At 73.6% G+C, this 19925-nt stretch carries 21 protein-coding genes and 1 tRNA gene; 11 read left to right on the plus strand and 11 right to left on the minus strand.

All coding sequences use genetic code 11. The features are described from left to right. Positions 1–20: 20 nt before the first annotated feature. From ACPXCS_RS01395 to ACPXCS_RS01405, 3 genes are read left to right on the plus strand one after another with little or no spacing between them, the layout of a single operon-like run. Entirely contained in the window at positions 21–1382 is a 1362-nt protein-coding gene (locus tag ACPXCS_RS01395; protein ID WP_425946034.1) for an amidohydrolase family protein, read from the plus strand. Next, the gene (locus ACPXCS_RS01400) at positions 1379–2257 is read left to right on the plus strand and encodes a cupin domain-containing protein (RefSeq protein ID WP_425946035.1); all 879 of its coding nucleotides are present in this window, start codon (positions 1379–1381) and stop codon (positions 2255–2257) included. Before ACPXCS_RS01395 ends, ACPXCS_RS01400 begins: the two co-directional genes overlap by 4 nt. Continuing rightward, positions 2254–2943 (plus strand): SDR family oxidoreductase, encoded by a 690-nt coding sequence (locus tag ACPXCS_RS01405; protein WP_425946036.1) that lies wholly within the window; start codon positions 2254–2256, stop codon positions 2941–2943. The genes ACPXCS_RS01400 and ACPXCS_RS01405 overlap by 4 nt, the downstream gene beginning before the upstream one ends. An 84-nt stretch (positions 2944–3027) precedes the next feature. Here ACPXCS_RS01405 and ACPXCS_RS01410 read toward each other — a convergent pair whose 3' ends face one another. From ACPXCS_RS01410 to ACPXCS_RS01425, 4 genes are read right to left on the minus strand one after another with little or no spacing between them, the layout of a single operon-like run. Beyond that, positions 3028–3675, minus strand: coding sequence for an endonuclease (locus ACPXCS_RS01410; RefSeq protein WP_425946037.1), 648 nt, complete (start codon positions 3673–3675; stop codon positions 3028–3030). A gap of 2 nt (positions 3676–3677) precedes the next feature. Further along, a complete protein-coding gene (locus ACPXCS_RS01415; protein ID WP_425946038.1) occupies positions 3678–4022 on the minus strand; it encodes a DUF3140 domain-containing protein in 345 nt (114 codons plus the stop codon). 60 nt (positions 4023–4082) lie between these two features. After that, on the minus strand, positions 4083–4565 hold the full coding sequence (locus ACPXCS_RS01420) for a Dps family protein (RefSeq protein ID WP_425946039.1): 483 nt from the start codon (positions 4563–4565) through the stop codon (positions 4083–4085). Further along, the gene (locus ACPXCS_RS01425) at positions 4562–4819 is read right to left on the minus strand and encodes a WhiB family transcriptional regulator (protein WP_425946040.1); all 258 of its coding nucleotides are present in this window, start codon (positions 4817–4819) and stop codon (positions 4562–4564) included. The genes ACPXCS_RS01420 and ACPXCS_RS01425 overlap by 4 nt, the downstream gene beginning before the upstream one ends. Before the next feature lie 185 nt (positions 4820–5004). On the opposite strand from ACPXCS_RS01425, the gene ACPXCS_RS01430 reads away from it, so the two are divergent. Both ACPXCS_RS01430 and ACPXCS_RS01435 read left to right on the plus strand, forming a co-directional pair. After that, on the plus strand, positions 5005–6192 hold the full coding sequence (locus ACPXCS_RS01430; protein WP_425946041.1) for a thiolase family protein: 1188 nt from the start codon (positions 5005–5007) through the stop codon (positions 6190–6192). Positions 6193–6269: 77 nt separating this feature from the next. Further along, the gene (locus ACPXCS_RS01435; protein WP_425946042.1) at positions 6270–7043 is read left to right on the plus strand and encodes a sulfite exporter TauE/SafE family protein; all 774 of its coding nucleotides are present in this window, start codon (positions 6270–6272) and stop codon (positions 7041–7043) included. A gap of 8 nt (positions 7044–7051) precedes the next feature. On the opposite strand, the gene ACPXCS_RS01440 is transcribed toward ACPXCS_RS01435, so the two are convergent. Then, entirely contained in the window at positions 7052–7855 is an 804-nt protein-coding gene (locus ACPXCS_RS01440) for an HAD-IIA family hydrolase (protein ID WP_425946043.1), read from the minus strand. A gap of 86 nt (positions 7856–7941) precedes the next feature. Here ACPXCS_RS01440 and ACPXCS_RS01445 point away from each other — a divergent pair, with 86 nt between their 5' ends. After that, the gene (locus tag ACPXCS_RS01445) at positions 7942–8688 is read left to right on the plus strand and encodes a cobalt-precorrin-6A reductase (RefSeq protein WP_425946044.1); all 747 of its coding nucleotides are present in this window, start codon (positions 7942–7944) and stop codon (positions 8686–8688) included. Between the two features lie 291 nt (positions 8689–8979). Here ACPXCS_RS01445 and ACPXCS_RS01450 read toward each other — a convergent pair whose 3' ends face one another. From ACPXCS_RS01450 to ACPXCS_RS01460, 3 genes are all read right to left on the minus strand, one after another. Beyond that, complete coding sequence (locus ACPXCS_RS01450; protein ID WP_425946045.1) at positions 8980–11055, minus strand: MDR family MFS transporter; 2076 nt, start codon at positions 11053–11055, stop codon at positions 8980–8982. Positions 11056–11136: 81 nt separating this feature from the next. Beyond that, positions 11137–11907, minus strand: coding sequence for a precorrin-6A synthase (deacetylating) (gene cobF / locus ACPXCS_RS01455; RefSeq protein ID WP_425946046.1), 771 nt, complete (start codon positions 11905–11907; stop codon positions 11137–11139). Positions 11908–12130: 223 nt separating this feature from the next. Next, positions 12131–12688, minus strand: a complete 558-nt coding sequence (locus ACPXCS_RS01460; protein WP_425946047.1) for a DUF309 domain-containing protein — start codon at positions 12686–12688, stop codon at positions 12131–12133. 98 nt (positions 12689–12786) lie between these two features. Here ACPXCS_RS01460 and ACPXCS_RS01465 point away from each other — a divergent pair. Next, positions 12787–12860, plus strand: a tRNA-Pro gene (locus ACPXCS_RS01465). A gap of 62 nt (positions 12861–12922) precedes the next feature. Here ACPXCS_RS01465 and ACPXCS_RS01470 read toward each other — a convergent pair. Continuing rightward, positions 12923–14113, minus strand: coding sequence for an FAD-dependent monooxygenase (locus tag ACPXCS_RS01470; RefSeq protein WP_425946048.1), 1191 nt, complete (start codon positions 14111–14113; stop codon positions 12923–12925). A 311-nt stretch (positions 14114–14424) separates the two neighbouring features. Between ACPXCS_RS01470 and ACPXCS_RS01475 the strand changes: the two genes are divergently transcribed. Further along, positions 14425–15087, plus strand: a complete 663-nt coding sequence (locus tag ACPXCS_RS01475; protein ID WP_425946049.1) for an NUDIX domain-containing protein — start codon at positions 14425–14427, stop codon at positions 15085–15087. A 103-nt stretch (positions 15088–15190) separates the two neighbouring features. After that, entirely contained in the window at positions 15191–16018 is an 828-nt protein-coding gene (locus tag ACPXCS_RS01480; protein ID WP_425946050.1) for a DUF427 domain-containing protein, read from the plus strand. Here ACPXCS_RS01480 and ACPXCS_RS01485 read toward each other — a convergent pair. Continuing rightward, on the minus strand, positions 15981–16712 hold the full coding sequence (locus ACPXCS_RS01485; RefSeq protein WP_425946051.1) for a TetR/AcrR family transcriptional regulator: 732 nt from the start codon (positions 16710–16712) through the stop codon (positions 15981–15983). The genes ACPXCS_RS01480 and ACPXCS_RS01485 overlap by 38 nt on opposite strands. Before the next feature lie 148 nt (positions 16713–16860). Between ACPXCS_RS01485 and ACPXCS_RS01490 the strand changes: the two genes are divergently transcribed. Together ACPXCS_RS01490 and ACPXCS_RS01495 are read left to right on the plus strand one after the other, a co-directional pair. Beyond that, positions 16861–17937, plus strand: a complete 1077-nt coding sequence (locus tag ACPXCS_RS01490; protein WP_425946052.1) for a phosphotransferase family protein — start codon at positions 16861–16863, stop codon at positions 17935–17937. After that, the gene (locus ACPXCS_RS01495) at positions 17934–19019 is read left to right on the plus strand and encodes a GNAT family N-acetyltransferase (protein WP_425946053.1); all 1086 of its coding nucleotides are present in this window, start codon (positions 17934–17936) and stop codon (positions 19017–19019) included. The genes ACPXCS_RS01490 and ACPXCS_RS01495 overlap by 4 nt, the downstream gene beginning before the upstream one ends. A gap of 11 nt (positions 19020–19030) precedes the next feature. On the opposite strand, the gene ACPXCS_RS01500 is transcribed toward ACPXCS_RS01495, so the two are convergent. Next, complete coding sequence (locus tag ACPXCS_RS01500; RefSeq protein WP_425946054.1) at positions 19031–19918, minus strand: alkaline phosphatase family protein; 888 nt, start codon at positions 19916–19918, stop codon at positions 19031–19033. Between the last annotated feature and the right edge of the window lie 7 nt (positions 19919–19925).

The raw sequence follows: 19925 nt of genomic DNA on the forward strand, positions 1-19925 counted from the left end.
ACCCCATGGGAGGAAGCGCGATGACCACCAGGACACTGCTCCGCTCCGGTCACGTGATCTCGATGGACCCCGACATCGGTGACCTGCCCCAGGGGGACGTCCTCGTGGAGGACGGCCGGATCGTGGCCGTGCGGCCCGAGATCGGCGCCGACGCCGAGGTCCTCGACATGACCGGCCGCATCGTGATCCCCGGCTTCGTCGACACCCACCGCCACACCTGGGAGTCCCCGATCCGGGGCGTCGCCCCCGACGCCACCCTCGACGACTACTTCGTCGACGTCCTCGACACCTTCGCCCCGCTGTACACGCCCGAGGACGTCTACGCGGGCAACCTCGCCGGCGCCCTGGAGTGCCTCGACGCGGGCATCACCACGCTCGTCGACTGGTCGCACATCAACAACACCCCCGAGCACCCCGACGCCGCGATCCGGGGCCTGGCCGAGTCGGGCATCCGGGCGTGCTACGCCTACGGCAGCGCCAACACCTCCCTCGCCGACTACTGGTTCGAGAGCAGGCTCGCGATCCCCGCGGACGACGTGCGGCGCGTCCGCTCGACGTACTTCTCGTCCGACGACGGCCTGCTGACCATGGCCCTGGCCACCCGCGGCCCCGGCTTCTGCGTCGACGAGGTCGTCACCGCGGAGTGGGCCATGGCCCGCGAGCTCGGCCTCCCGATCACCGTGCACGTGGCCATGGGACGGCTCGCGGGCCGCTTCGGCATGGTCCGGCGCCTGCACGGCCTGGACCTCCTCGGCCCGGACACCACCTACGTGCACTGCTGCCACCTCAGCGAGGAGGAGTGGCGGATGGTCGCCGACAGCGGCGGCACGGTGTCGGTGGCGCCGCAGGTGGAGCTGCAGATGGGGCACGGCTGGCCGCCCGTGATGCAGGCGATCGAGCACGGCCTGCGGCCCTCGCTCAGCATCGACGTCGTCACGACCGTGCCCGGCGACATGTTCACCCAGATCCGCGCGGCCTTCGGCGCCGAACGCGCCCGCGTCAACGCCGACTGCTGGCAGGCCAACCTGCCGGTCCCCGACACCATGCTGACGGCGCGTCAGATGCTGGAGATCGCCACCGTCAACGGCGCCCACGTCGCGGGCCTGGAGGACCGCACCGGCTCCCTGACCCCCGGCAAGCGCGCCGACATCGTCGCCGTCGACGCCACCGCCCCGAACGTCGCGCCCGTGCACGACGCGGCCGCCGCGGTGGCGCTGTGCGCGGACGTCTCCAACGTGGACACCGTCCTCGTCGACGGCGTGCTCCGCAAGCGCGACGGCAGGCTGCTCGCCGACACCGCGCGCGCCCTGCGGCTGGTCACGGAGTCCCGCGACCGGCTCCTCGCGGCGAAGGAGGCCGCGGCGGCGAAGGCCACGGCATGACACGGCATCTGGTGCGCCGCGCCGCCGGCCTGCCCGAGCCGCCGTTCGACGCCCACGGCCACCGGCGGCGGACGCTGGTCGGCGAGGACGACGGCAGCGTCCACACCGGCTTCGGCCTGTGCGACCTGCGCCCCGACGGCCGCGTGCCCGCCCATGTGCACTCGTACGAGGAGACCTTCCTCGTTCTGGACGGGGCCGTGGTCCTCGACGTGCCCGAGGGCGCGTACCGCCTGGAGGAGGGCGACTACGGCCTGCTGCCGACCGGGGTGCCGCACGCCTGGCGCGGGGCCGGGGACACCGCCGGCCGCTGGGCGGACATGCTGGCCCCGGTGCCGCGCGCCCGCTACGGCCACGACACCCAGGCGGTTCCCGAGCTGCCCGCGCGCGAGCCCGCCCGGGTCGACGTCCGCGATCCGCGCACCCGGTCCTTCGGCCACTTCGAAGCGGACCAGATGGACCCCGGCCGGCAGTCCCAGGATTTGCTGGCCGTCACCGCGAGCATGCGGACCGCGCTGCTGGTCTACAGCGGCATCACGGTGAAGATGATGATCGACGGCGACCTGGGCGCGGTCGCCTCGACGATGTTCATGGTGCAGTACGCCTCCGACGGAGTCATCGGCACCCACGATCATCCCTTCGAGGAGACCTATCTGATCCTCGAAGGCGTGGCGGAGGCCGTGCTCGACGGGGAGCGGTACCGGCTGGAGCCCGGCGATCTGGCCTGGGCGGGCGCCGGCTGCGTCCACGGGTTCGTCAACGCCGGGCAGGGGACCCTGCGCTGGCTGGAGACCCAGGCGCCGCAGCCGCCCGTGCGGCACTCGTACCGCTTCACGCGGGACTGGGACTACCTGCGCGCGGCACTGGAGGAGTCATGAGCAGTGTGCTCGTCGTCGGCGGTACGTCCGGGATCGGCCACGCCTTCGCCCGTGAGCGGGCCGGGCGCGGGGACGACGTGGTGCTCACCGGCCGCGACGCCCAGCGGGCCGAGGCGGTCGCGAAGGAGGCCGGGGCCCGCGGGATCGCCCTCGACCTGGCGCGGCCGCTGGAGATCGCGGCGGCCCTGTCCGACGTGGGACGCGTCGACCACCTGGTGATCGCGGGTGTCTCCCGGGACGACAACAAGGTCACCGAGTACGACATCGACGCCGCCCTGCGGCTGGTCACACTCAAGCTGGTCGGCTACACCGAGGTCGTGCACGCGCTGCGCACCCGGCTGCACGACGGCAGTGCGATCGTGCTGTTCGGAGGCCAGGCCAAGGAGCGCCCCTACCCGGGCGCGACGACCGTGGCGACGGTCAACGCCGGGGTGCGGGGCCTGATGAACTCCCTCGCCGTCGAGCTCGCCCCGGTCCGGGTCAACGCCGTGCACCCCGGGGTCGTCGGCGACAGCCCCTACTGGCAGGCCAAACCGGAGAAGGTGCTGACCACGCTGCGCACCGAGACGCCCACCGGGCGGCTCGCCGCCATGGCGGACGTGGTGGACGCGGTCGACTTCCTGCTGCGCAACGGTTCGGTCAACGCGGTCGAACTGGCCGTGGACGGCGGGTGGTTGCTGGGGTGAGCCGAGGGGGAGTCGAGGGGGAGGGTCGGGCCGCCGGTGGAGGCGGGGCGCCGGGCGGCCGGCGCGGCGGAAACGGGGTGCCGGTCATCCGGCGCGGCGGAGGGTGTCCTCGGCCACCTGCTTGTCGACCGCCGCCCGTACCAGCGCCGCGGCCAGCGCGGCCGTGCCGGAGTCCCCGGCCAGTGCGGCGAGCCGCTCCGGATCCTTCGGCAGGTTCAGCCGCTCGGCGCCCTGCAGCGCCTTGGCGTCCAGGTAGGGTGCCGTCTCCGGCCAGACCTCCTGAGCCTCGCGCAGGAAGATGTCCGCACCGGCGGGCCCCATGCCCGGGAACTCCTGCAGCAGATGCCGCAGTCCGGGCACCTCGCCGTCCGCCTCCCGGCGCAGCCGCCGCAGGTCGCCGCCCCAGCGCTCGTTCAGCAGCCGGGCGGCGTCGCCGAGTTGGGTGGCGGTGCGTTCGTCGTAGCGCCGGTAGCCGCCGCGGCCCAGCGCGTCCACCCGGTCCCGCCGGGCGGCCCGGGCCATCCGGCGCGGATCGCGCAGCCCCGCCTCGTGCAGGGCACGGGCGGTGGCCAGCGCGATCGAACCGCGGATGCGGGCACTGAGCAGATGCGACAGCACCAGCAGCCGGTACAGCGGCTGCGGCGTGTCCTTGAGCCGGATGCCCGCCTCGTCCGCGAAGGTCCTGCCGTGCGCGTCGAGGAGCGCGTGCACGACCCGCTCCCGGCGGTCCACGGCTAGCCCTTGAGCGGGTCGTGGCCGAGCGTCATCAGCCGGTGCCGGCGGCGGGTGTCCTCGGCCGTGGTCTCGGGCTCGGGCTCGTTCTCCAGGTCCGCCTGCTCCGTGACCGTGTCCACGACCTTGCGCATCACGCGCAGGTCGTCCCCGGTCAGGTCCGTACGCCGCTTCTGCAGGATCGCCAGGACGTGCTGCCCGGTGGGCGTGCCGGCCTGCTCCGGAAGCGGTTCCGTCGCCTCGTCGGCGTCCCGCACCCGCAGCCAGGCCGCAAGTTCCTGCGAGGTCATGTTCACCACGCGGTGGAAGTCCTCCCACAGCGCGTCGAGTTCGAGGGCGTCGGTCATCGTCTGCCCCTTCCGTACGCCGTCGGTCTTCGTGCCGGATCGCCGGATCCGCCGGGGTGGTCAGCTCCGCCCGGGGAAGTTCTCGGCGTCGAACATCCAGCGCTGCTTCTCCAGCTCCGCCGTGACGGCGATCAGCAGGTCCTGGGTGACCGGGTCGGCCGTCTCGGTCGCCTCGACGCGTTCGCGCAGCCGTCCGATCGCCTCCTGCAGCGACTCCACCATCACCCGCACGGCGTCCTCGTCGCGGACCCAGCCCTCCTCGGGGGCGGGCAGCGTGAAGGCCTTGGCGATGGTCTCCGGGCGGCCGTCCGGCGGCACGCCGAGCGCCGCGGACCGCTCCGCGACCGTGTCGGCGAAGTTCCGCGCGGCCGTCACCACCTCGTCCAGCTGCAGGTGGATGGACCGGAACCGCGGCCCGACCACGTTCCAGTGCGCCTGCTTCCCGATCAGCGAGAGTCCGAGCAGATCCACCAGGGTGTCCTGGAGTGCCTCACAGGCGACCTTGCGGGCGTCGTCGGGCAGTGTGCTCCTCACAGCCGTCATAGGGTGCTTCTCCTCGTCGCGTCGTTGTTCGTGGTCCGCAGCAGCGCGTCGCGCTCGTCCGCGCAGGTCCCGCCCCACACGCCCGAGGCCTGACCGCTGCCGAGCGCGAAGCTCAGGCAGGCGTCGGTCACCGGGCAGCGCGCGCAGATCCGCTTGGCCGCCGTGACGTCCCGCAGGCCGGGGCCGGCGGTGCCCACGGGGAAGAACAACTCGGGGTCCTCGTCCACGCAGGCGGCGCTCCGCAACCACTCCATGCCCGCGCGGGTGCCCCGGGCCCACGGGTGCAAACGCGCGTCCGGACCCACACAGCGGCCGCCCCTGCCTGCGAGAACACCGTTCAGGAGCCGCTTCGGCCACCGAAATCTTCCCAGCGGCGGGCCGAGGGGCTATCATCCGAAACTAGCAGTGCTAATTAACAGGCGGTGTGAGGAGCCCTCTCGTGCGTCCCGTCCACTTCGCGGCCGCTCGCCGCACCCCCATCGGCAGACTGCGGGGATCCCTCTCCTCGGTACGGCCCGACGACCTCGCCGCGACCGTCGTCCGCGCCCTCGTCGCCGACGTGCCCGCGCTGGACCCCGCCCGTGTCGACGACGTCTACTGGGGCGCCGCCAACCAGGCCGGCGAGGACAACCGCAACGTCGCCCGCATGGCCGCCCTGCTCGCCGGGCTGCCCGAGTCCGTCCCCGGCGCCACCGTCAACCGGCTGTGCGCGTCCGGTCTGGAGGCCGTGACCACGGCCGCCCGCACCATCGCCGCCGGCGAGGCGGACGTCGTCGTCGCGGGCGGCTCGGAGTCGATGAGCCGCGCGCCCTTCGTGCTGCCCCGCCCCGACGAGGCCCTGCCGCACCGCATCGAGACCGTCGACACCCGCCTGGGCTGGCGCCTGGTCAACCCGGCGATGAAGGACCTGCACGGCCTGCTGTCCATGGGTGAGACGGCCGAGGAGGTCGCCGCCCGCCACGGCATCGGACGCGAGCGCCAGGACGAGTTCGCCCTGCGCAGCCACCAACGCGCCGCCCTCGCCCGCAAGAACGGCCACTTCGACGACGAACTGCTGCCCGTCGAGCGCCCCGACGGCGTGGTCGTCGACACCGACGAGTGCGTCCGCGAGGACACCTCCTACGAGAAGCTGTCCCGGCTGAAGCCGGTCTTCCGGCAGGGCGGCACGGTCACCGCGGGCAACGCCTCCCCGATGAACGACGGAGCCGCGGGACTGCTGCTGGTCAGCGAGGAGGCCTTGAACGACCTGGGCCTGGAGTCCCTCGGCCGCTACGTCGCAGGCGCCTCCGCAGGCGTCCACCCCGACGTCATGGGCATCGGCCCGGTCCCCGCCACCCGCAAGGTCCTGGCCCGGACCGGCTGGGACATCGGCGACCTGGAGGAGGCCGAGTTCAACGAGGCGTTCGCGGCCCAGGCCCTGGCCTGCGTCGACGCGCTCGGCATCGACCCCGACCTGGTCAACCCCAGCGGCGGCGCCATCGCCCTCGGCCACCCCCTGGGCTGCTCCGGCGCCCGCATCCTCACGACGCTGCTGCACCGCATGCGGCGCACCGGGGCCGGCAAGGGACTGGCCACGATGTGCGTCGGCGTGGGGCAGGGCAGCGCGGTGCTGGTCGAACGGCCCTGAGCCGGCCCGGACCGGGCGGCCCACCAGACGGACGGCGCTTACCCCGCCCGTTCGTTGCACATAGCATCGGTGTTCGCATGAACACCATGACGCTCTGGCACATCACCGGCTGGGAATTCGCCGCCCTGGCCTTCGCGGCCCTGCTCGTCGGCTTCTCGAAGACCGCCGTGAGCGGGGCCAACACGGTCAGCCTCGCCATCTTCGCCGCCGTGCTGCCCGCCCGGGCCTCCACCGGCGTGCTGCTGCCGATCCTGATCGCCGGGGACCTGCTCGCCGTCGCCACCTACCGGCGGCACGCGCACTGGCCCACGCTGTGGCGGCTGTTCCCGGCGGTCGCCGCGGGCGTCGTCGTCGGCACCCTGTTCCTGGTGTGGGCGGACGACGCGATCGTACGGACCTCCATCGGCGCGATCCTGCTGCTGATGGCGGCCGTGACGGTGTATCGCAGGCGTACGGCGGACGCGGAGGAGGAACCGGAGTCGGTCACCACCCGCTCGGGCCGCCTCAAGGCCCGCTCCTACGGCGTGCTGGGCGGCTTCACCACCATGGTCGCCAACGCCGGCGGCCCCGTGATGTCGATGTACCTGCTGTCGGCCGGCTTCCGCAAGCTCGGCTTCCTGGGCACCTCGGCGTTCTTCTTCCTGATCGTCAACGTCTCCAAGCTGCCCTTCAGCGCCGGCCTCGGCCTGATCGACGGCCGCTCGCTCCTGCTCGACCTGGCGCTGGTGGCGTTCGTCGTGCCCGGTGCCCTGCTCGGCAAGTGGGCGGTCGACCGGATCGACCAGCGGCTGTTCGAGCAGCTGGTGATCGCCGCGACCGTCGTCGGCGGACTGCAGCTCCTGCTGCGCTGAACGCCGCCCTACCGCCGCCGCGCCCACTCCCGCAGCAGCGCCGGCAGGTCCGCGAACGAGTCGATCACATGGTCGGGCGTGCCGTCGGCGGCGTCGAGCGCCTCCGGCTGGAACTTGCCGGTCCGCACCAGGATCCCGGTGATGCCGGCCCGCTGGGCCGCCAGGACGTCGGACTCGACGTCGTCCCCCACCATCACCGCCTCCTGAGCGCCGGTGCCCAGCCGGGCGAGCGCCGCCTCGAAGAACGCCCGGGCCGGTTTGCCCGTGACCTCGGCCTCCACCCGCGCCGCCCGCTCCAGACCGGCCAGGAACGCCCCGGAGTCCAGCCGCAGCCCCTCGGCCGTACGCCAGTACAGGTTGCGGTGCATCGCCACCAGCCGCGCCCCGCGCTGCAGATGTCCGAAGGCCTCGTCCAGCGCCTCGTAGCCGAACTCGGGACCGGCCCCGCCGACCAGCACCACGTCCGGCACGGCGTCGCCGTCCGCCGGGCCGACCACCGTCACACCCTCCAGGTCCGCCGCGATGTCGCCGCTGTTCAGCAGGGCGCACCGGGCACCGGGAGAGTGCTCGGCGAGGTGGGCGGCGGTCGCCGCGGGCGCGGTCAGGATGTCCTCGGCGGACACCGGGAACCCCGCCTCCGCCAGCGTCCCGGCGATGGACGCGCGGGTCCGTGAGGTCGTGTTCGTCACCAGCAGGACCGCGAACCCGGCCTCCCGGATCTCCCGCAGCGCCGCCACGGCGCCGGGCAGCGGCCGCCACGAGACGGTCAGCACCCCGTCGATGTCCACGAGCACGGCACGCACGGACTCCATGCCAGGACCATAACCACCGCGGGCCGCGCCCGCCGGTCCGCACCCGCCCCGCCGCGCGCCGTACGAGGCCTCGTACGCTCGACGCCGTGACCCCTCACGTCCTGATCCTCGGCGGCACGGCCGAGGCCCGCGCCCTGGCCAGCGCCCTGTCCGCACGCCCCGGCCTGCGCGTCACCACCTCCCTGGCGGGGCGGGTGGCACGGCCGGGGGCGCTCGACGGGGAGGTGCGCGTCGGGGGCTTCGGCGGGGCCGAGGGCCTCGCCGGATGGCTGCGGCGGGAGCGGGTGACCGCGCTCGTCGACGCCACGCATCCCTTCGCCGCGTCGATCACGGCCAACGCGGCACGGGCCGCCGCCGCGGCCGGGGTACCGGCGGTGGTGCTCCGCCGCCCGGGGTGGCGGCCCGGCCCCGGGGACCGCTGGCACCCGGTTCCCTCCCTGGACGCGGCGGCGGACCTGCTGCCCCGTCTCGGCCGCCGGGTCCTGCTCACCACGGGACGTCTGGGCCTCGCCTCGTTCGCGCACCTGAGCGCACTGCACTTCGTGGTGCGGTCGGTCGATCCCCCCGAGCCGCCGCTGCCGCCCGACACGCACGTGCTGCTGGCCCGGGGCCCCTTCACCGTGCCCGGCGAGACGGCCCTCCTGCGCGAGCACCGCGTCGACGTCCTGGTGACCAAGGACAGCGGGGGAGCGGCCACGGCGGCCAAGCTGACCGCGGCCCGGGACCTCGGCCTGCCGGTCGTGGTGGTCGGGCGGCCACCACTGCCCGAGGGCGTGACGGCGGTGCCCGATGTGGAGGGTGTGCTGGAACGACTGGGGTGCGGAGCGTCCTGAGGACTCAGCGGCACCCGCACCCCGCCGAGTGAGGCTCGCATCCGACCGGGGGTCGCCCGCACCCCAACGAGTGAGGCTCGCACCCGGCCGGGGGTCGCCCGCACCCCGCCGAGTGAGGCTCGCATCCGACCGGGGGTCGCCCGCACCCCGCCGAGTGAGGCTCGCATCGGACCGGGAGTCGCCCGCACCCGACCGGGCAACGCCCGCCCCTGCCCAGTGACACCCGACCTTGCCCAGTACACCCGCCCTTGCCGAGGGCCCGCACCCGCGGGCCGGGACTCGCTCGGGGCGTCACACCGAACTGGGCGCCAGGGTCTTCGCGGGCCGGGCCGGCAGGCCCTGGCTCAGGTCCTCCACCAGCAGCCGCTTGGCGATCGCGTCGACCGCGACCCGCAGGTCGGCGTCCGTCGGCCGCCCGATGTCCTGCCCCAGCCGGTCCTCCAGCCACGCCGCCCAGGCCCTGCTGATGACGGCGGCCTCCCGGGCCCCGGCCTCCGTGTGCGACAGCACGGACCCGTGGCGGGTCAGGAACCCCTCCTCGACCATCCGCTCGAACACCGGCAGCAGCACCTCGGGCGGCATCCGGCGCCGCGCGGCGATCAGCCCGAGGCTGGCGTGCCCGACCATCCGCGTGAACAGCTCGACCTGCATCACGGCCCACGCCCCGGCCACGTCCAGCCGGGTGTCGGACTCCAGGACGATCCGGCGCGTGGTGTCCAGGTCCGTACCGCCGATGATCTTCCCGACGGCGGCCTCCAGCACCCGCCGGGAGTCGGCGCCGTGCGGCGAGGCGAACCCCTCTCCCAGGTCGGTCGACCCCGTCCGCGCCGTGTCGCGCAGCCGGACCTGCTTGAGGAACAGGGCGACGAGGAAGCCCAGCAGCGCGACCGGCACGGTCCACAGGAACACGGTCTGCAGCGTGTCGGCGTAGGCGTCGATGATCGGGGCGGCCGTGGCCGACGGCAGGTCGTGCACGCCCTCCGGGCTGGTCGCGGCCCTGCCGAGGGTGGCCGGGTCCACCTCACCGGCCTGCGCGGCGCCCGCGACGCCCGCGCGCAGGTTGGATGCCAGCGCGTTGGTGTAGATCGTGCCGAACACCGCCGTGCCGAACGCACTGCCCAGCGTACGGAAGAAGGTGACGCCGGACGTCGCGGTGCCGAGGTCGGCGTAGTCGACCGTGTTCTGCACGGCGATCGTCAGCACCTGCATGCTCAGCCCGATGCCGCTCCCCAGCACGAACATGTAGAGCGATTCAAGACCCGCGCCCGTGCCCGGCCCCATCAGGGACATCAGGAACAGGCCGGCGGCCATCACCAGCGAGCCGGCGATCGGGAAGAGCCGGTAACGGCCGGTCCGGCTGACCACCGTGCCGCTGAACACCGACGCGATGAGCAGCCCCGCCACCATCGGCAGCGTCCGCACGCCGGACACCGTGGCCGAGTCGCCGTCGACGTACTGCAGATACGTCGGCAGGTACGTCAGCGCGCCGAGCATCGCGAAGCCGACGATGAAGCTCAGCACCGAGCAGACCGTGAACACCGGGTTGGCGAACAGCCGCATGGGCAGCATCGGTTCGCGCGCCCGCGTCTCCACCCGGCAGAACAGTCCCAGCGCGACCACACCGCCCACGAACAGCCCGATGATCACCCCCGAGCCCCAGGCGTACTCGTTGCCGCCCCAACTCGTGGCCAGGATCAGCGCGCTGGCACCGACCGCGACGAGCGCGATGCCCAGGTAGTCGATGACGGGCCGGGCCACCGACTTCACCACCGGAATGGTCCGGGCCGCCGCCACGACGACCACGATCGCGATGGGCACGTTGACGTAGAACGCCCAGCGCCAGGTCAGATGGTCGGTGAACAGCCCGCCCAGCAACGGTCCGACGACGGTGGCCACCCCGAACACCGCGCCGATCGCGCCCTGGTACTTGCCGCGCTCCCGCAGCGGGATCACGTCCGCGATCAGCGCCATGGACGTCACCATCAGCCCGCCCGCGCCGATGCCCTGCATCGCCCGCCAGGCGATCAGCAGCGACATGTTCGTGGCCAGACCGCACAGGAACGAACCCGTGATGAACACCACCGCCGAGACCTGGAAGACCAGCTTGCGGCCGAACAGATCGCCGAACTTGCCGACCAGCACGGTCGCGACGGTCTCCGCCAGCAGGTACGAGGTGACCACCCACGACATGTGCTCGGCCCCGCCCAGGTCCGACACGATGGTCGGCAGCGCGGTGCCGACGATGGTCTGGTCGAGCGCCGCGAGCAGCATCCCCAGCACGATCGTCACGAAGACGACGTTGCGGCGGCGGCTGTCCAGCACCGGCGGCTGGGAGGCGGGCGGGGCGGTTTCCTCCACGACGGTCACGTCGTCACCTTCACACCTGTGGGCTACGTGCGCATGCCAGAACGTCCGCACGGGTGCCCGGTGTCGTGCGCCCCAGTCGTGTCAGTCGCGGGGGTGCCGGCGCAGCAGATAGGTGTCCATGATCCAGCCCTTGCGCTCACGCGCCTCGGCGCGCAGCCGCTCGATGCGGGGGGCGGCCTCGGCGATCGGGCCGGAGACCAGGATCTCGTCCGGGGTGCCGATGTAGGCGCCCCAGTAGATGTCGAGGTCCTCGTCCACGTAGCGGTGGAACGCCTGGTGGGCGTCGAGCATCACCACCACGTCGTCCACTCCCTCCGGGAAGCCCTCCGCGAGCCGCCGTCCCGTGGTGATCTGCACCGGCCGGGCGACGCGGTTGAGCCCCGTGCGGTGCCGGGCGACGAGCGCCGAGACACTGCTGATGCCGGGGACGACGTCGTACGCGAAGGCGACGGTGCCGCGCTGCAGCACCTCCTCCAGGATCGCCAGAGTGCTGTCGTACAGCGAGGGGTCGCCCCACACCAGGAACGCGCCGGTCTGGTCCTCGCCGAGCTCCTCGGCGATCAGCCGCTCGTAGATGTCGGCCCGGGCGCTGCGCCAGTCCCCGACGGCGGGGGAGTAGGCGGCGCCGCCGGCCCGCCGGTCCCGCTCCGGGTCACGCGCCTCGACGACCCGGTAGGTGCCCTGCGGCACGTGCGTGTCGAGCATGTCCCGCCGCAGCCCGGTGAGATCCGCCTTCACCTCGCCCTTGTCCAGGATGAAGAACACGTCCGTGCTCCGCAGCGCCCTGACGGCCTGGAGGGTGAGCTGGTCGGGGTCGCCCGCGCCGATACCGATGACATGAATCTTTCGCACGCCCCGAGTGTGCCGCACGCGCGCGGACGGTCCGCCACCGCGTCCCGGGAAGCGGTGGAGCACCGGGCCTCGGGGGGCTCCACAGGTTTCTGCGCCTCGGGGGTGCATCACCGGTTCCTGCGCGCGGGCGGTGCTCCACCGGTTCCTGCGGTGCGGGCGGTGCGTCACCGGTTCCCTGTGGTTCGGGCGGTGCGTCACTGATTCCTGTGGTGCGGGCGGTGCGTCACGCTCCGGGTCCGGGTCCGGGTCCGGGCCGCGGGCCGCGCAGCCGGGGTGCCCGCTCCCGTGCGTCCACCGGCCGGCCCTCCCGCTCGACGTCACCGGCCAGGGCGCGCGCCCAGGCGGCCAGCGCCGTCACGTCGATGCCGTGCGGCCGTGTCCGACCCGGGCCGCTCGCCCACGCCTCGGCCGCGCCCGCACCGCGCCGCAGCAGGCGGGCGCCGCCGTTGAGGTTGCCGCGGGCGGCGTGCGTGAGACCCACGGCGAGCTGCGCCAGGCCGCGCCACAGCTCCCGCTCCTCCTCGGGGCCGGACTTCCAGGCGTCCTCGAAGACCTCGTGCGCGTGGAACGGTTTCCCCTCGTCCAACAGGCGCTGCGCCTCGACGACGGTCTCCTCGGGCGTGCGGACCACGCCCTCCGGCTGCCGGGGCACGCCGTCGGCGCCGTACGGCAGGGGACGCCCCAGACCGTCCCGCGGCCGGGCGTTGCGCGCCCGGCCCTCCTCGTCGCGGTCCCGCGCGCCGCCCGTCCGGTCCGAGTGCGTCTCTCCTGTGCTGCCCATACGCCGATTGTCCCGCCCGGGCCGCTTTCGGCGCGGCCAGGGGTGTGGGGTAAAGTGCTGTTCGCGCGATCACGCGGTTCACCGCGGGTGGCGCGCACCGGGACGTGGCGCAGCTTGGTAGCGCACTTGACTGGGGGTCAAGGGGTCGCAGGTTCAAATCCTGTCGTCCCGACGGTGCGAAGGTCCCCGCAGGCGGAAGCCTGCGGGGACCTTTTCCGTCAGGGCGGTGGGCGATCACGGCACACGGTGTCCGTAGAGCCAGTCCAGCCGGCGATGGTACGTGCGCGGCGCGAGCTTTCCGAGGAACCACAAGGGCACGTGGGCGAAGCGGCCCTCTCGGTGGAAGCGCTGCCCGTTCTGCCGGGAACCGGACTGGACCCGTGCGGTGCGCGGGCGCCTAGCGGCGGCGTACGACCGCAGCGCCCAGGGCACGTCGTCGGTGTGTTCGAGCCGGTCGGCGAGTACCCGGGCGTCCTCGAGGGCCATCGTGGCGCCCTGCGCGAGATAGGGCAGCATCGGATGGCACGCGTCACCGAGGAGCGCGACGCGCCCGTCGACCCAGTCCTCCAGGGGATCGCGGTCGAACAGCGCCCAGCGGAAATGCGCGTCCGCCTCCCGCAGGGCGGTGGTGACCGTCGGGTGCCAGCCCTCGAAGTCGGCCAGCGCGTCCTGCCGGGTGCCGCGCTCGGTCCAGGACTCGCCCCGCCACGCGTCGCGCTCCACCACCGCCACGAGATTGGCCAGGGCCCCGCCGCGCAGCCGGTAGGTGATGGCGTGCCGCCGGTCGCCCACCCACAGGCACGCGGTGGGCGGCGGCACGGCGGCCCCAAGACGCTCGACCGGGACGGTGACCCGCCAGGCGACGTGCCCGGTGAACCGGGGATCGCCGGCCCCCAGCATCCGGTGGCGGATCACCGAGTGGATCCCGTCCGCGCCGACGAGCAGGGCGCCGCCGACCCGTTCTCCCGAGTCGAGCACCGCCGTCACCCGCTCCGCATCCTGCTCGTAGTCCCGCACCGCCGACCCGGTGCGCAGCGTGATGTCCAGGTCGCCGCCGGCCGTCCCGGCGAGCAGGGCGTCGAGCAGGTCGGCTCGGTGGACGTGCAGGTAGGGCGCGCCCCACCGCCGTACCGCGGTCTCGGCGAGTTCGATGCGGAACACGCGCCGGCCGGAGCGGCCGAGCCGCATCTCGACCGCCTCGGGACGGAACGTCGTGGGCAGCAGCCGGTCCAGCACGCCGAGGGAGTTCAGCACCCGCACCCCGTTCGGGCTGAGCTGGATGCCCGCGCCGATCTCCCCGACGGCCGCGGCCCGCTCCAACACCGTCACCCGCCATCCCCCGCGGCCGAGGGCGAGCGCGGTGGCCAGACCACCGATCCCGGCCCCGGCCACGATCGCGTGCCGTACGTCCCGGCCTGCTTCCATGTGTCCTCCCCCGTGAGGTGCGTGCCCTGCGGACCACCGCCGCCTCCGTCCTCGCGGCCCACGAGGACGGACTCCCACTGTCTCCCGCCCCACGGTCCGGCCGGCAGTCCCGGACACGTCATGATTCGGCGACCCGTGAGCGCCGCGCCCCTTCGAGCCCTGCGCGCCCCTTCGAGCCCTGCGCCCCATGGGAGCCCTGCGCCCCGCGCGATACGCGCCGGTCGGAAAAGGCGCCGCACCTCACCGCCCCCGGATGGTAGAAGCGGGGGCATGACCTCTTCGATCTTTCCGTTCCGTCCGGCCGGTGCCCGATGACCGCCGGAATCGACACGCCCGACCGCAGGGGCCGCACCGGGCTCGACCGCACCGGCCGGGACCTCACCGGCAACCCCCGTGTCAGGGTCCGCGACGTGAAGCTCCTGAGCAGCCACTGGTACGTCGAGCGGACCACGACCTTCGATTTCCGGCACGCCGACGGCACCTGGACCACCCAGGAACGCGAGACGCACGACCGCGGCAACGGGGCCACCATGCTGCTCTACGACGCCGACCGGGAAACCGTGCTGCTCACCCGCCAGTTCCGCTTCCCGGTGTACGTCAACGGCCACCCCGACGGCATGCTCGTGGAGACGCCGGGCGGCCTGCTCGACGACGAGGACGAGCACCCCGAGATCGCGGTCCGGCGCGAGGTCGTGGAGGAGACCGGCCACACCATCGGCGCGGTCCGGCACGTCTTCGACGTCTACATGAGCCCCGGCTCGGTCACCGAACGCGTCAGCTTCTACGCGGCCGCCTACGGCCCGTCGACCCGCACCCACGAGGGCGGCGGCCTGGGCGAGGAGGGCGAGGACATCGAGATCCTCGAACTGCCCTTCCGCCGGGCCCTGGAGATGATCCGCACCGGGGAGATCGCCGACGCGAAGACCATCATGCTGCTGCAGTGGGCGGCGCTGGAGGGACCCTTCGCCCGCTGACGCCGCGCGTCCTCGACCGTCAGCGCACTCCGGGCGGAGGACTCCCGTGGGACCGTGGAGGGGAACGGACCTCCGGACCTGCTGCGCGAAGGAGACACCGGCCATGACCACCCACCCGGACCACCCCGCCGCCCGGGCCCTCACGACCACCCCCGAAGGCCTGCTGTGGGAGCCCAGCGAGCGCTGGGTGCGCGGGCGCAAGGGCGACGTCACCGTCGTCGACAGCCGCCACCCGGTGCTCGTCTGGGAGCCCGGCCTGCCCGTGCCCCTGTACGCCTTCCCGCGCGCGGACGTCCGCACCGACCTCCTGCGCCCGGCTGCCGACCCGCCCACCGGCACCCACACCGGCTCCCGGATCTTCTACGACCTGGTCGCCGACGGCGAGGTACGCCCGAACGCGGCCTGGACCTTCCCCGCCGCCGACCTCGCCGGCCACATCGCCTTCGAGTGGTTCCGGCGCGCCGACACCGGCCTCGACCACTGGTACGAGGAGGAGGAAGAGATCTTCATCCACCCGCGCGACCCGCACAAACGAGTGGACGCGCTGCCCAGCAGCCGCCATGTCCGCGTCGAGATCGAGGGGCACGTCGTCGCGGACACCCACGCCCCCGTCCTGCTCTTCGAGACGTCCCTGCCCACCCGGTACTACATTCCTCGCGAGGACGTCCGCCTCGACCTGTTCCGGGCCACCGACCACAGCACCGGCTGCCCCTACAAGGGCACCGCCGCTTACTGGTCCTGGCGCGGCGAGGGCGACGTGCCGCCGGACGTCGTCTGGAGCTACCCGGATCCGCTGCCCGCCGTGGCGGCGATCCGGGGCCGCCTGGCCTTCTTCAACGAGGCGGTGGACATCACGCTGGACGGGGAGCGCCTGGAGCGGCCGGAGACGCCGTTCAGCGGGATGCTGCGCAAGGGGACGCGCCGCCGGTGAGACCGTCGAGCAGGGCGTCGAGACCGGCCGCGAGGCCCTCGGGCCCGCCCCGCTCGGCGAGCGAGGCGGCCGTCTCCCGCAGGGTCGGCAGCTCCTTGGGAGACAGCCGGTGCAGCCCGAGCCGGAAGGCCGGATCGGTCTCGTCCGGGTTGTCGACGACGGGGCGCAGTTCCACGGACACGTAGCCCAGCAGCCAGGCGGTGAAGGCGCGGAACACGGCGGAGGCGGTGGCCTCGCCGACCCCGGCGCGCCGCAGGAGGGTCAGCACCCGCTCGTGATCCCGCAGCACCGCGGGGGGCCGCCGCGCCAGCGGCACGGCGAGCAGGCGCGTGGCGACGAGCGGCACCGCCTGCGGGTGGGTCAGGCACACGTCGTAGGTCGCGCGGGCGATCCGGTGCAGCCCGGTGCGCCAGTCGGTGTCGTCGCCGCCCTCGGCCTGCAGGCGCTCCTCCAGGCTCAGGTACAGCGCCTCGACCAGCCCGTCGAGCAGGGCGTCCTTGTTCGGCGCGTACCGGTACAGCGCCATCGCCTCGACACCGAGTTCGGCACCCAGGCGGCGCATGCTGAGTGCCGAGAGGCCCTCACGGTCGACCAGCGCCAGGGCGCTGGCCAGGACGCGCTCCCGGCTGAGCCGGCCGTAGCGGCCGCGGTCGCTGGCGCGGCGGGACTCACTGGGCCCACGGCCGTTGGCCATGCTGACTCCTCGGTGTGCGGAAGGACGGAGCCGTCCTCGACGACGTACACATACATGATCCGGGGCCGAGTCGCACCTCATCCCAGCGGCATCGATGATGAAAAGAGGTGGCTTGCGGCATTTGGGTGATGTGCGGAGGGAGGACCGGATGGCGTTCACCGCGGAGTGGAGAGGGTTCCTGCCGCTGCGTCCCGCCGGTCTTCTGACCCGCCCGGCCGACGCGCTGGCGGCGCGCAGGCTCGCCGACTCGCTCCAGGCCGGCGGCGCGCCGCACAGACCCCGGCGCACCTTCTCCGACCTGCTGGTCTTCCGGCTCGACGGCAGCGGCACGGAACCCGCCGTGGTCAAGCATCCCCGCAGCCCGCGCGCGGCCGCCTCGCTGGAGCACGAGTGCGAGGCCGTGCGGCGGCTGGCCGGGGACGAGCGGCTCGGCTCGTGGCGGCGGCTGCTGCCGGTCGTGCGGGAACGCCGCCTGGAGGGGCCGCTGCCGGTGGTGGTGGAGTCCTGCCTGCCGGGCGTCGAGGCCGATGTGCTGCTGCGGCGATCCCCCGCGCTGGCCCGCCGGGTGACCGAGTCCGCCCTCGCGGCGATCCGCGAACTGCACCGCGCCACCGGCCGGACGCAGGAGGTGACGCCCCTGCTGGCCGACTGGGTGGAACCCCGGCTGGCCGTGCTCGCCGAGGAGGTCCGGTGGTGCCGCAGGGGTGAGGGTGCGAAGGCCCTGGCCGCCGTACGCGAACGGGTGGAGAGCGGGCTGACCGGGCACCGGCTGCTGGTGGCGTGGACGCACGCCGACTTCCACCCCGGCAACGTGCTGGTGGCGGAGGGCCGGCAGACGCTGTCCGGAGTGATCGACTGGGCGGGAGCCGTGCCGGACGGCCCCTCCCTGCTCGACTGCCACACCTTCGTGCTGACCATGCGGCACCAGCTCGCCGGACGGGAGTTCGGCGCAGTCGTCGCCGATGTCGTGCGGCGCGCCTCCCTCCGGTCCGAGGACCGGCGGCTGCTCGCCGCCGCGCGGGCACTTGAGGCCGGACCCCGGGCGGAAACGGCTGTCACGCTGCTGACCTGGCTGTGGCACGTCGCGGGGAACCTGGAGAAGTCGGCCCGGTACGCGCGCAGTCACCGCTGGGTGGCGGACAACGTGGTCTCCGTCCTGGGCGAGCTGCTGGTCGGCGGGGGCGCGGCTCCGGTCGGCGCGCCTGCCCGGGGGAGGACGGGGTGAACACGCGCGCCGTATCGCCGATCGGCACCGCGGCCGGTCCCGCGCAGGTCACGACCCCCGCCCCGCGGGCCGTCTGGTGGGACCTGGCCGACCGGGACGCGGACATCGGCGTCACCCAGACACCGACCTGGCTCGACTGCCTGTGCGAGACCGGGCCGTACCGGGACGCCAGCAGGCTCTACGTCTTCGCCGACGGCGGCCGGATCGTGCTGCCGCTCGTCGGCCGGGAGCGGCGTCCCCGCCGGCTGGACGCCGAGGAGTCCTGGCCGGCCGGCTGGGGGATCGGCGGACCGGTGGCGTCCGGGGCCGTGGGCGCCGAGCAGGCGCGGGCGCTCTTCGCCGACCTGGAGCGCCGGCCCGCCCTGCGCGTCGCCGTCCGCTTCCGGCCGCGGGGCGCCGAACTGTGGCAGCGCACCGCGCCGGGCGGTTTCCGCCTGGAACCCCATATGAACCAGGCGGTGGATCTCGACGGCGGTTTCGCAGCCGTCTGGCAGCACCGCTTCCACACCCGGGTCCGCCGTGACGTCAAGCGTGCCGAGAAGGCGCACCTCGACGTGGCGGCCGACCGCGCCGGGCGCCACGCGCCCGTCTTCGAGGAGCTGTACGACCGCTCCATCGACCGCTGGGCCGCGCAGCAGCACGAACCGCGTGCGCTGGCCCGGTGGCGCAGGAGGCGCGAGTTCCCCAGGGGGCGGCTGGCCGCGGTGGCCGCCCGGTTCGGTGAGGACTGCACGATCTGGGTCGCACGCAGCGCCGGTGAGCCCGTGGCGGCCATCGTGGTCCTGCGGCACGGCCCGCACGCCAAGTTCTGGCGGGCGGCGATGGACCGGGACCTCGCCCATCCGGTCCGGGCCGTCCCGCTGCTCTACCGGCTGGCCGTCGAGGAGGCGTGCGCGCAGGGCTGCCACACCTTCGACCTGGGCGAATCGGCGCCTGGCTCGTCGCTGGAGCACTTCAAGGCGGGCTTCGGAGCGGTGAGCCGCCCGTCTCCCCGGTACTGGCGGGAGCGATTGCCCGTCTCCGCGGTCGAGCACGGGCTGCGGACGGCCGTCAAACGCGTGATCCGGTTCCAGGACGCCTGACGGACGCCGGGTCAGCCGTCGCCCTTCCAGATGTCCAGGGGCTCGGCCTCGGCGCTGTGTCCGATCGGGTCGAGGTCGTACGCGTCCAGGATCGTGCGCAACAGGCCGTACAGGTTGTTCGGCTGGTCGTGTTCGCCCGGCCTCACCTGCTCGCCGACGACGACGGTCGGGATGTGGTTGTCCTCCTCCTCGCCGCCCTCGTCCTCGTCCCAGGTGACCACCAGGAGGCTGTTGTTGGTCATGGCCCATCGGGCGTAGTCGCCGAGGTTCTCCCGCAGCCAGGTGTCGGCGCGTGCGACGCCGCCGTCGTGCATGTCGTTGTCCAGGTTCGGCACCACGAAGGAGACGTGCGGCAGGTCCGAGAAGTCCTCGGGGAAGTCCGTCCACGGGCGGTTGACGGAGTCCGGCAGGTTGGTGAAGTTCACCCACGGAGCGTGCCGGCGGACGTACGGCCCGCTGGAACAGTCCTTGAAGCCGACCCTCGGCAGGCTCTCCGCGTAGCCGGTGAACGTCAGGTCGGCCTGGATCAGCTGGGAAGCGAGGTTGCGGGACGAGAAGTCGTTCGGGCAGTCGTTGTCGACGCCGTGCGTGGACCCGGAGAACAGGGCCAGGTAGTTCGGCTGGCTCGGGTAGGTGATGGCGAAGAACTGCGTGAGGTTGGCGCCCTTGCGGGCCAGTTCGTTGATATACGGGGCCTCGGGCGAGCCGATGATGTCCTCGTAGCCGCGGTTCTCCTCGACGACCACCACGATGTGGTCCGGCCGGGGGACCCCGTCGTCCCCGCCCGAGGAGCCGCAGCCCGCCACGGGCAGGAGCATCGCCAGCGCGGCGAACGCGGCGACGACCGGTTTCCGCGTGCGGTGCCGCGGCCGGAACGGTGCCCTCGCTCGTGGTGTCACGGTTCTC

It is taken from the genome of Streptomyces sp. DT190 (assembly GCF_049846985.1).
Taxonomy (GTDB): domain Bacteria; phylum Actinomycetota; class Actinomycetes; order Streptomycetales; family Streptomycetaceae; genus Streptomyces.

Excerpts from the sequence above, each read along its gene's own strand:
- ACPXCS_RS01395 (WP_425946034.1), top strand. The coding sequence starts at position 21 with ATGACCACCAGGACACTGCTCCGCTCCGGTCACGTGATCTCGATGGAC.
- ACPXCS_RS01400 (WP_425946035.1), top strand. The coding sequence starts at position 1,379 with ATGACACGGCATCTGGTGCGCCGCGCCGCCGGCCTGCCCGAGCCGCCG.
- ACPXCS_RS01405 (WP_425946036.1), top strand. The coding sequence starts at position 2,254 with ATGAGCAGTGTGCTCGTCGTCGGCGGTACGTCCGGGATCGGCCACGCC.
- ACPXCS_RS01415 (WP_425946038.1), bottom strand. The coding sequence starts at position 4,022 with ATGACCGACGCCCTCGAACTCGACGCGCTGTGGGAGGACTTCCACCGC.
- ACPXCS_RS01420 (WP_425946039.1), bottom strand. The coding sequence starts at position 4,565 with ATGACGGCTGTGAGGAGCACACTGCCCGACGACGCCCGCAAGGTCGCC.
- ACPXCS_RS01425 (WP_425946040.1), bottom strand. The coding sequence starts at position 4,819 with ATGGAGTGGTTGCGGAGCGCCGCCTGCGTGGACGAGGACCCCGAGTTG.
- ACPXCS_RS01435 (WP_425946042.1), top strand. The coding sequence starts at position 6,270 with ATGAACACCATGACGCTCTGGCACATCACCGGCTGGGAATTCGCCGCC.
- ACPXCS_RS01440 (WP_425946043.1), bottom strand. The coding sequence starts at position 7,855 with ATGGAGTCCGTGCGTGCCGTGCTCGTGGACATCGACGGGGTGCTGACC.
- ACPXCS_RS01460 (WP_425946047.1), bottom strand. The coding sequence starts at position 12,688 with ATGGGCAGCACAGGAGAGACGCACTCGGACCGGACGGGCGGCGCGCGG.
- ACPXCS_RS01470 (WP_425946048.1), bottom strand. The coding sequence starts at position 14,113 with ATGGAAGCAGGCCGGGACGTACGGCACGCGATCGTGGCCGGGGCCGGG.
- ACPXCS_RS01475 (WP_425946049.1), top strand. The coding sequence starts at position 14,425 with ATGACCGCCGGAATCGACACGCCCGACCGCAGGGGCCGCACCGGGCTC.
- ACPXCS_RS01480 (WP_425946050.1), top strand. The coding sequence starts at position 15,191 with ATGACCACCCACCCGGACCACCCCGCCGCCCGGGCCCTCACGACCACC.
- ACPXCS_RS01485 (WP_425946051.1), bottom strand. The coding sequence starts at position 16,712 with ATGGCCAACGGCCGTGGGCCCAGTGAGTCCCGCCGCGCCAGCGACCGC.
- ACPXCS_RS01490 (WP_425946052.1), top strand. The coding sequence starts at position 16,861 with ATGGCGTTCACCGCGGAGTGGAGAGGGTTCCTGCCGCTGCGTCCCGCC.